Source organism: Sinomonas susongensis (assembly GCF_005877005.1).
In the GTDB taxonomy this organism is placed as follows: domain Bacteria; phylum Actinomycetota; class Actinomycetes; order Actinomycetales; family Micrococcaceae; genus Sinomonas; species Sinomonas susongensis.
The window spans coordinates 682,092-690,474 of record NZ_SSNH01000001.1 but is presented as its reverse complement, the minus strand read 5'-3'; the positions used below and the strand labels follow the sequence as shown (position 1 = coordinate 690,474).

The window sequence follows — 8,383 nt, the reverse complement described above, 5'->3', positions numbered from 1 at the left end:
GACATCCGCTTTCCAATCCCCGCCTGGATCATCAGCCGATCCTCAGCAGTCAGCTCCCTACGCGCCATGCGACTCCTCAGCTCATGCCCCCGAAATCATCGCAAGCGTTGCTTCGAAGTCCTGAACTGAAGCAGAAACCCCAAGCGGCGCGTTGTGAAGGCTGGCGTACCCGAAACGGTCAGGCGGCCAAGTTGGCGTACCCGAAACGGTCAGGCGGTGAAGTTGGCGTACCCGAAACGGTCAGGCGGCCAAGTTGGCGTACCCGAAACGGTGGGGGCGCGGAGGGGGTCAGCCGCGGGCCGCTGCCTCCAGGAGCGGCAGGGTGCGCCCCTCGAAATGGGTATTGAGCGCGATCACGCTCGACGAGCGGACCACGGCCTTGGTCGCCATGATGATGTCGAGGACGCGCTGCAGATCGGAATTCGACCGGGCCGCGACGCGGGCCATGAGATCGCTGTCGCCCGAGACAGTGTGGACTTCGATGACCTCGGGGATCGCCGCGAGTGCCCTCGAGACGGCGTCGTGCCCGAGGTCCTGGTTGATGGTGAGGAAGCAGAACGCCACCACAGGGAACCCGAAGGCGCGCGGTTCGGGCTGCGGGACCCAGTGGGCGATCACACCGTTCGCCGTCATCCGGTCGAGGCGCGCCTGGACCGTCGCCCGGGCGACCTTGAGGATGCGCGAGGCTTCGAGGACGGACATGCGCTGCTCCTCGGTGAACAGCCGGACGATCTTCGCGTCGAGCTCGTCGACCCGCATGAGTGACCTCCACTCCCGCACTGGCCGGGTGCCGCGCAGGCTTTCTCAAGATGGTACAGATTGATGCCGCGGTTTTCCTTCATTGCGCATTCTGCTCAGGGCGGCCGCCCTTCCGGATGCCGATGCGCGCACACTGCTCAGCCCCGTGATGGGCGCCACACGGCCGTGGGATTTCGGGCTATCCTCGTCACCGTCCCCTGGCCCGGCACACCCCGCCGCGGCCATCGAAGAACCAAAGAGGGTCAATGACACCTATGCACACTGCAGATGCGACATCAGGCACCCGCGATGCGACATCGGGCACCGGAGCAGCGACAGCAGGCACCCAAGACGCGGAAACGACGACGACGTCGACGCTCGGGGCCGCCCTCAAGCCCCGGCAGCTGACGATGATGGGCCTCGGCAGCGCCATCGGCGCGGGTCTCTTCATCGGCTCGGGCGCAGGCATCCAAGCCGCGGGCCCGGCCGTCCTCGTCTCCTACCTCGTGGCCGGGAGCCTCATCATCCTCGTCATGTGGGCTCTCGGCGAGATGGCCGCGGCGAACCCGAACAGCGGTGCGTTCTCCGTCTACACGGCCCGGGCGCTCGGACCGGTGGCCGGCGCCACCGTCGGCTGGCTGTGGTGGCTCCAGCTCGTCGTCGTCATCGCGGCGGAGGCCCTCGGCGCGGCGGGCCTTCTCGCGAGCGTCTTCCCTGCACTTCCCGTGTGGCTCATGGCGCTCGCCTTCATCGCCGCGCTCACGGCCGTCAACCTCACCCGCGTCCGGAACTTCGGCGAGTTCGAGTTCTGGTTCGCCCTGCTCAAGGTCGTCGCGATCGTCGGCTTCCTCGTCGTCGGCGTCGCGCTCCTGTTCGGCTGGATCCCCGGCGCCCATTCCCCCGGCCTGACGAACTTCGGCGGCTTCGCACCGCATGGCTTCGAGGGAATTGCCACCGCACTCTTCGTCGTCGCGTTCGCCTTCGGCGGCACCGAGATCGTCTCGGTCGCTGCAGCTGAGACGCGCGATCCGGCGCGCAGCGTGGGCAAGGCCGTGCGGACAGTCGTGTGGCGCATCCTCGTGTTCTACTTCGGCTCGATCTTCATCATCGCCGCGGTCATCCCGTCCGGCTCGGACGCGCTCAAGAGCCCCTTCGCCGGCGTCCTCGACGCCGCCGGCATGCCGGGCGCCGCCACCGCAATCACGCTCGTCGCCGTCGTCGCGCTCCTGTCGGCCCTCAACGCGAACCTGTACGGCGCGTCCCGCATGGTGTTCTCCCTCGCTGAGCGCGGCGAGGCCCCGCGGGCCCTCTCGGCACTCACGGCGTCGCGGGTGCCCGCGGTCGCCGTGGTGTCGAGCGTCGCGTTCGGCGTCGTCGCGACCGTACTCGAGCTCCTCTTCCCCGACCGGGTCCTCCCCGTGCTGCTCAACATCGTCGGATCGACGTGCCTCATGGTGTGGGGGTCGGCGCTGGTCTCCCAGCTCGTCCTCCGGCGCCGCGCGGACCGCGACGGCGTCGAGCTGCCGCTTCGCATGGCCGGATTCCCGTGGCTGACGTCACTCGGCCTGGTCCTGCTCGCGGCGATCTTCGCCGTCGGGCTCATTGGCGACGACTCACGGCCGCAGCTGCTCAGCACGTTCGGCCTCGTCGTCGTGCTCGCCGCCGGCAGCGCGCTGCGGCGTCGGTCCGCGGCGGCGAAGGCCTAGCGCGCCCCCTTGAACTGCCCCGGGTTCCGGACATCGCCCTGCGCTGAAGCGCGCGGCATGGTCCGGAAACCGGGGCAGTTCTGCGCCTAGGCACTCTGCCGCGTGACGTGGGCCACAAGCACGCATCGGGGAACACTTTGTACATTGTCAGCCTGAGACGTTGCACAGCCTGCTCCCTCAATCTACGTTCTTACTATGCAAACTTCAGGACAGAGCACGACGGCGCCGGGGCGCGGTGCGCTCGCGAACGCGCCGAGGGAGCCGCTCCCCCAGCTTCCCGTCGTCGACCCCGTCACGCCGGGCGAGCTCGTGGAGCTCTACCGGCTCATGACTGCCGTCCGGCACCTCGACCGGGCCGCGATCTCGTGGCAGCGCCAGGGCATCATCCCGGCGTACGCACCGGAGCTCGGGCAGGAGGCCGCACAGGTGGGCTCGGCCCTCGCGGTGGACACGCGGCGTGACTTCGTCTTCCCGACCTACCGGGAGCTCGGCGTCGCTCGCGCGTGCGGTGTCGACATGGTCGAGTACATGGCCACGCACAAGGCCACCTGGCACGGCGGCCTCTGGGACCCCGCGGCCGCACACGTCGCCCCGATCCAGGCCGTCGTTGCCGGCTCGGTCCTCCACGCCGTCGGCTGGGCTCATGGCCAGACCCTCGAGGCCCGCGGCGAGCTGCCCGAGGACGGCTACAACGTGGCCATCACCTACCTCGGCGACGGCGCCTCGAGCCAGGGCGACGTGCACGAGGCCATGAACTTCGCCGCCGTGTTCAAGGCACCGGTCGTGTTCTTCGTCCAGAACAACGGCTGGGCGATCTCGGTGCCGACCGAGAAGCAGGTCGCCGGCGGCAGCGTCTCCGCCCGAGGCGCGGGGTACGGGATCCCCGCTCTGAAGGTCGACGGCAACGACCCAGCAGCCGTCCTCACCGCGACCCGCCGCGCCGTGGCCCACGCTCGCGCGGGCCACGGCCCAGTGCTGGTCGAGGCGATGACCTACCGACGCGGCCCCCATGCGACCTCCGACGATCCCGGCCGCTATCGCACCCTCGAAGAGGAGCGGGCCGACGCCGGGGCCGACCCGATCGGGCGCCTCAGGGAGCGGATCCTCGCCGAGGGCGCCGCTGACACCGCGGCACTCGATGCTGCCGAGGCCGCAGCCGCCGCCGAGGCCGAGCAGGTCCGGGAAGGCGTCCTCGCCCTAGGCCCGCGCCCCGGCGCCGAGATGTTCGACCTCGTCTTCCAGGAGACCACGGACGAGCTCGAGCGGCAGAAGGCCAACTGGCAGGAAGAAACCGAATCGCGCAAGGAGTCCGAGGATGCCTGACACCCTGACCACGCCGGACGCCGGGACGACGGAGGCCACGACGGCTCCCCTCGAACTCTCCCTCCAGGGAGCGCTCAACCTCGCGCTCGACGAGATCCTCGCCGAGAACCCCAAGGCCCTCGTGCTCGGGGAGGACGTCGGGACGCTCGGCGGCGTCTTCCGCGTCACGTCGGGTCTCGCCGCAAAGCATGGTTCAGAGCGGGTCTTCGACACGCCGCTCGCCGAGTCCGGCATCCTGGGCATGTCGATCGGCCTCGCGATGGCCGGCTTCCACCCCATCCCCGAAGTCCAGTTCGACGGCTTCGCCTACCCCGCGGTGAATCAGATCGTGTGCCAGCTGGCCCGGATGAACTACCGCAGCCGCGGCACCCTGCCGATGCCGGTGACGCTCCGGGTCCCGAGCTTCGGCGGGATCCGCGCCCCCGAGCATCACGGCGAGAGCCTCGAGGCCCTCTTCGCCCACGTCCCGGGCCTCAAGGTCGTCTCGCCATCGGACCCGCAGCAGGGCTACTCGCTGCTGAGGGCCGCGGCCCGCATGGCCGATCCCGTGATCTTCATGGAGCCCAAGTCGCGCTACTGGCAGAAGGGCCAAGTGACCCCGGAGGGCGGGGCGCCCTCGTCCAAGCTCAGCGGTGCACGCATCGCGCGGCCGGGACGGCACCTCACCCTTGTCGCCTGGGGCGCCATGGTCGCGCGGTGCCTCCAGGTCGCCGAGCTCGCAGCCGAGGACGGGATCGACGTCGAGGTCCTGGACCTGCGGTGGCTCAAGCCCATCGACGGCGACGCCCTGGCGGCCTCCGTCGGGAAGACCCGCCGGGCCGTCGTCGTCCACGAAGCGCCGCGAACCTCGGGCCTCGGCGCCGAGGTGGCCCAGGTCATCACGGAGCGCTGCTTCGGAACCCTCAAGGCGCCCGTTGAGCGGGTCACCGGGTTCGACGTACCGTATCCCTCAGGTGACCTGGAGGACGAGTACATCCCGAACATCGACCGGATCCTTTTCGGCATCCAACGAGTATTGGAGTACAAGCGTGGCTGAGATCCCCTTCCCCCTCCCCGACCTCGGAGAAGGCCTCATCGAGGCCACCGTCCTCGAATGGCTCGTCGCCGAGGGCGACCAGGTCGAGCGCAACCAGCCGCTCGTCGAGGTCGAGACAACGAAGTCGGCGCTCGAGCTCCCCTCGCCGCAGTCCGGCAAGGTCCTCAAGGTCCACGGCGCGCCGGGCGATGTGATCAAGGTCGGCGACCCGCTCGTCGTCTTCGAGGTCCCCGACGACACCGCGGGGATCGTCGGCACCGTGCCACGGGAGGAGGCGCCCAAGCGGCGCGTCCGGCTGAGCGCAAACCTCGACGACGACTGAGAACTCGACGACTAACTCAAGGCACTGCAACGGGCCGGACTGGACTCAGGAAGAGGGACTGATGGCGATGGCGACGGGGCGGCACGCGGGAGCGTCCGCGCATCACACGGTCGAGGGCACTGACCCCGGGCTCAACGTCCAGACTTTCGAACCCGAGGACGCCGCCGCCCTGCCGCCCGTCCTGCTGATCCATGGCTTCGCCTCCTCAGTCGCGCTCAACTGGGTGCAGAGCGGCTGGGTACCCGCGCTCCTCGACGCCGGCCGCCGCGTCATCGCCGTCGACCTCCCCGGGCACGGGCTCAGCGCCGCGCCCGAGGACGTGGACTCCTACTCGCCCAGCCGCATCCGGGCCGACCTCCTGCAGATCGCAACCGACGCGGGTGCCCGCCCGCTCGTCGCGGGCCACCCCGACAGCGGGCTCGACGTCATCGGGTATTCGCTGGGGTCGCGGCTCGCGTGGGAGTTCGGCGCGACGCAGCCGACGCTCGTCCGGCGCCTCGTCCTCGGCGGCCCCAGCAGCCACGACCCGCTCGCGGAGTTCGACCTCGCGGCGGCGCAGCGGTTCCTCGCAGACGGCACCCCGATCGCCGACGGATCCACGTCGGCGCTCGTGACCATGGCCCTCGCGTCACCGGAGTCCGACATGTATGCGCTCCTCTCCCTCGTGGAGGCGGTCAAGGAGGAGCCGTTCGACGCGGCGGAAGCGGTGCCCCGGCAGCCCATCCTCATCGTCGCCGGAGAGAAGGACGAGCGGGCGGCTGGGATCGAGGCCCTTCGCGGCCTCGTGCCCCAGGCCGAGGTCCTGCTGATCCCCGGGCGGAACCACATCAACGCGGTCACCGCGCGGGCCTTCAAGCAGGCTGCGATCGAGTTCCTCGCGGCCTAGGCGGCCCAGGGGTTGACGGGAGCCTCCGAGCGGGGCACACTGGATCGTATACGATGATCGTATACGATCCAGCCGAGGTGCACGGGAGCATACGCGCCCTCGCCCGGCCGCCGACTCGAGGAAGAGGGAACCGTGGAGCAGCACGACCGCCTGGGCCAGGACACGATCGACGCCGCCGGCAAGGTCATCGCGGTGCACCTCAACTACCCGAGCCGCGCGGCCCAGCGCGGCCGCACCCCCGAGGTTCCCTCGTACTTCCTCAAGCCGGCCACCTCGCTCGCCCTCTCCGGCGCGGAACTCCTGAGGCCCCGGGACGTCGAGCTCTTCACGTTCGAGGGCGAGGTGGCCCTCATCATGGGCGGCCGCGTCCGCAACGTGGGCATCGACGAGGCGTGGCAGCACGTGGGCTGGGTGACGGCCGCGAACGACGCCGGGCTGGCGGACCTCCGCTGGCCGGACAAGGGCTCGAACCTGCGCTCGAAGGGCGTCGACGGCATCGCGCCGATCGGCCCGACCCTCCTGCCGGCACAGGAGCTCGATCCGACGAACCTCCGCGTCCGCACCTGGCGGAACGGGGAGCTCGTGCAGGAGGACTCGACCTCGACCCTGCTCTTCCCGTTCGCCCACCTCATCGCGGACCTCTCGAGGCTCATGACCCTCCACCCAGGGGACATCATCCTCACCGGCACCCCCGCCGGCGCGACAGTGGCCCAGCCCGGCGACGTCCTCGAGGTCGAGGTGGACGGCGCAGCCTTGGACGGAACGCCGGTGAGCACCGGACGCCTCTCGAACAAGGTGGTCCAGTCCGATCTGGTCCTCTCCCCCATCGGCGCGATGCCGAAGGTGAACGACGCCGAGCGCATCGACGCGTGGGGCTCCGCCGAGGCCGCGGGCGTCGCCCCGCACGACAGCCGCCCGGCGAGCGTCCTCACCCCAGAACTCGAGGCGAGCCTCCGTTCCGTCGGGACCGCGACGCTGAGCGTCCAGCTCCGGAAGCGCGGCATGCAGAACTGCCACATCGAGGGCCTCACCCCGACCAAGCCCGGCGCGAAGATCGTGGGCACCGCCCGCACACTCCGCTATATTCCCGCCCGGGAGGACCTCTTCGTGGCGCACGGCGGCGGCTACAACGCGCAGAAGCGCGCGGTCGACTCCCTCCGCCCCGGCGACGTCCTCGTCATGGAGGCCCGCGGCGAGAAGGGATCGGGCACGCTCGGCGACGTCCTCGCCCTCCGCGCCCAGGTCCTCGGGGCCGAGGCGATCATCACGGACGGCGGCATCCGCGACTTCGGCCCCGTCTCCGGAATGGACATCCCCGCCTGGGGCGCGAACCCCCACCCAGCAGTCCTCGGCAGGAAGCACGTCCCGTGGGCCGTCGACGAGACGGTCGCATGCGGCGGCGCCGCCGTGCAGCCGGGCGACGTGATCGTGGGCGACGAGGACGGCATCGTCGTCATCCCGCCGCAGCTCGTCGAAGAGGTCGCGAACGACGCCGCCGCCCAGGAACGCGAGGAGGCGTGGGTCGCGGAGCGGGTCGCCGAAGGCTATCCGGTGGACGGCCTGTTCCCCATGAACGCCGGGTGGCGCGAGCGCTACGAGGCTGAAGCGGGGCGGCGGCCATGAGCGGGCAGGCCGGAGCGATGGCAGCCTCGCCCGCTGCAAGCAAGTCCCAGCTCGCCTACGAATGGATCCACGGCCGGATCGTCTCGGGAGCGCTCGGGCCGGGGTCCCGCCTCGTGCTCTCGCAGGTCGCGGCCGAGCTCGACATCTCGGTCGTGCCGGTCCGCGAAGCAGTCCGGCGACTCGAGGCCGAAGGCCTCATCACGTTCGAGAAGAACGTCGGGGCGACTGTCGCCGGCATCGACCCGGTCGAGTACCTCTACACGATGCAGACCCTGAGCCTCGTCGAAGGCGCGGCGACGGCCCTCTCCGCACCCTCCGTGCGACGGGCCGACCTCGACGCCGCACGGGAGGTGAACGGCCGCATGCACGCGATGCTGGCGGACTTCCCGGAGAACTTCGACCCGGTCAGGTTCACGCAGCTCAACCATGACTTCCACAGCGTGCTGTTCGAACACTGCCCGAACCCGCACATCCTGGACCTCGTCCACCGCGGCTGGAACCGGCTCACGGCCCTCCGCGGCTCGACGTTCAGCTTCGTCCCCGAGCGCGCACCCGAGTCGGTCGAGGAGCACGAGGTGCTCCTGCAGCTCATCGAGCGAGGGGCCCCGACGGCCGAGGTCGAACTTGCCGCCAGGCGCCACCGCTCGGCCACCCTCGACGCCTACCTCGCGCGGACCGACGCTCACCCAGCCTTCCCCGTCCTCTGACCAACCCGATCACCCTCGAGACCCCGCTCTAAACGCCTAAGG

8 protein-coding genes are annotated in these 8,383 nt (G+C 70.3%); 7 read left to right on the top strand and 1 reads right to left on the bottom strand.

The window, feature by feature from the left end; genetic code table 11:
• Positions 1 to 288 precede the first annotated feature (288 nt).
• A complete protein-coding gene (locus E6A21_RS03165; protein WP_138442637.1) occupies positions 289 to 759 on the bottom strand; it encodes an Lrp/AsnC family transcriptional regulator in 471 nt (156 codons plus the stop codon).
• Between the two features lie 389 nt (positions 760 to 1,148).
• Here E6A21_RS03165 and E6A21_RS03160 point away from each other — a divergent pair, with 389 nt between their 5' ends.
• From E6A21_RS03160 to E6A21_RS03130, 7 genes are all read left to right on the top strand, one after another.
• Positions 1,149 to 2,444, top strand: a complete 1,296-nt coding sequence (locus E6A21_RS03160; protein ID WP_246036168.1) for an amino acid permease — start codon at positions 1,149 to 1,151, stop codon at positions 2,442 to 2,444.
• Between the two features lie 327 nt (positions 2,445 to 2,771).
• Positions 2,772 to 3,767 carry a thiamine pyrophosphate-dependent enzyme gene (locus E6A21_RS03155; protein WP_246036167.1) on the top strand — a complete coding sequence of 332 codons (996 nt, stop codon included), beginning with the start codon at positions 2,772 to 2,774 and terminating at the stop codon, positions 3,765 to 3,767.
• Positions 3,760 to 4,803, top strand: a complete 1,044-nt coding sequence (locus tag E6A21_RS03150) for an alpha-ketoacid dehydrogenase subunit beta (RefSeq protein ID WP_138442634.1) — start codon at positions 3,760 to 3,762, stop codon at positions 4,801 to 4,803. Before E6A21_RS03155 ends, E6A21_RS03150 begins: the two co-directional genes overlap by 8 nt.
• Positions 4,796 to 5,125, top strand: a complete 330-nt coding sequence (locus E6A21_RS03145; protein WP_138442633.1) for a biotin/lipoyl-containing protein — start codon at positions 4,796 to 4,798, stop codon at positions 5,123 to 5,125. Before E6A21_RS03150 ends, E6A21_RS03145 begins: the two co-directional genes overlap by 8 nt.
• Before the next feature lie 67 nt (positions 5,126 to 5,192).
• Positions 5,193 to 6,011 (top strand): alpha/beta fold hydrolase, encoded by an 819-nt coding sequence (locus tag E6A21_RS03140; protein ID WP_138442706.1) that lies wholly within the window; start codon positions 5,193 to 5,195, stop codon positions 6,009 to 6,011.
• Positions 6,012 to 6,143: 132 nt separating this feature from the next.
• Positions 6,144 to 7,634, top strand: coding sequence for a fumarylacetoacetate hydrolase family protein (locus E6A21_RS03135; RefSeq protein ID WP_171041232.1), 1,491 nt, complete (start codon positions 6,144 to 6,146; stop codon positions 7,632 to 7,634).
• Positions 7,631 to 8,341: a GntR family transcriptional regulator gene (locus E6A21_RS03130; protein WP_138442632.1), complete on the top strand. Its 711-nt coding sequence runs from the start codon at positions 7,631 to 7,633 to the stop codon at positions 8,339 to 8,341. The genes E6A21_RS03135 and E6A21_RS03130 overlap by 4 nt, the downstream gene beginning before the upstream one ends.
• Positions 8,342 to 8,383: the final 42 nt, after the last annotated feature.